The organism is Croceitalea vernalis (assembly GCF_031846405.1).
Taxonomy (GTDB): domain Bacteria; phylum Bacteroidota; class Bacteroidia; order Flavobacteriales; family Flavobacteriaceae; genus Croceitalea; species Croceitalea vernalis.
The window spans coordinates 1-209 of sequence record NZ_JAVRHU010000039.1; the positions used below are offsets into that span (position 1 = coordinate 1).

Below are 209 nucleotides of genomic sequence, written 5' to 3' on the forward strand. Positions count from 1 at the left end.
GTCTTCAAGAGAACATACCTATTACAGCTGATGGAAGATACGTCAGAATTCAATTATCAAGCACCAACGGAACACTGCATATGGCTGAAGTAATGGTAATGGGGTGTGAAGACACAACACCTGATCCTTGTGCTGGAACAGAAGATGTGGCTATTGACCAAGCCGGACCGTTTACAACGACTGATGACATTCAAACCTTAATAGCAAAT

Annotated in this window: 1 protein-coding gene; it reads left to right on the plus strand. The window is 42.6% G+C overall.

Going from position 1 to position 209, the window contains the following annotated elements; all coding sequences use genetic code 11:
• The coding region (locus tag RM520_RS15310; RefSeq protein WP_311388583.1) for a hypothetical protein at positions 1-209 on the plus strand (209 nt) is incomplete at both ends.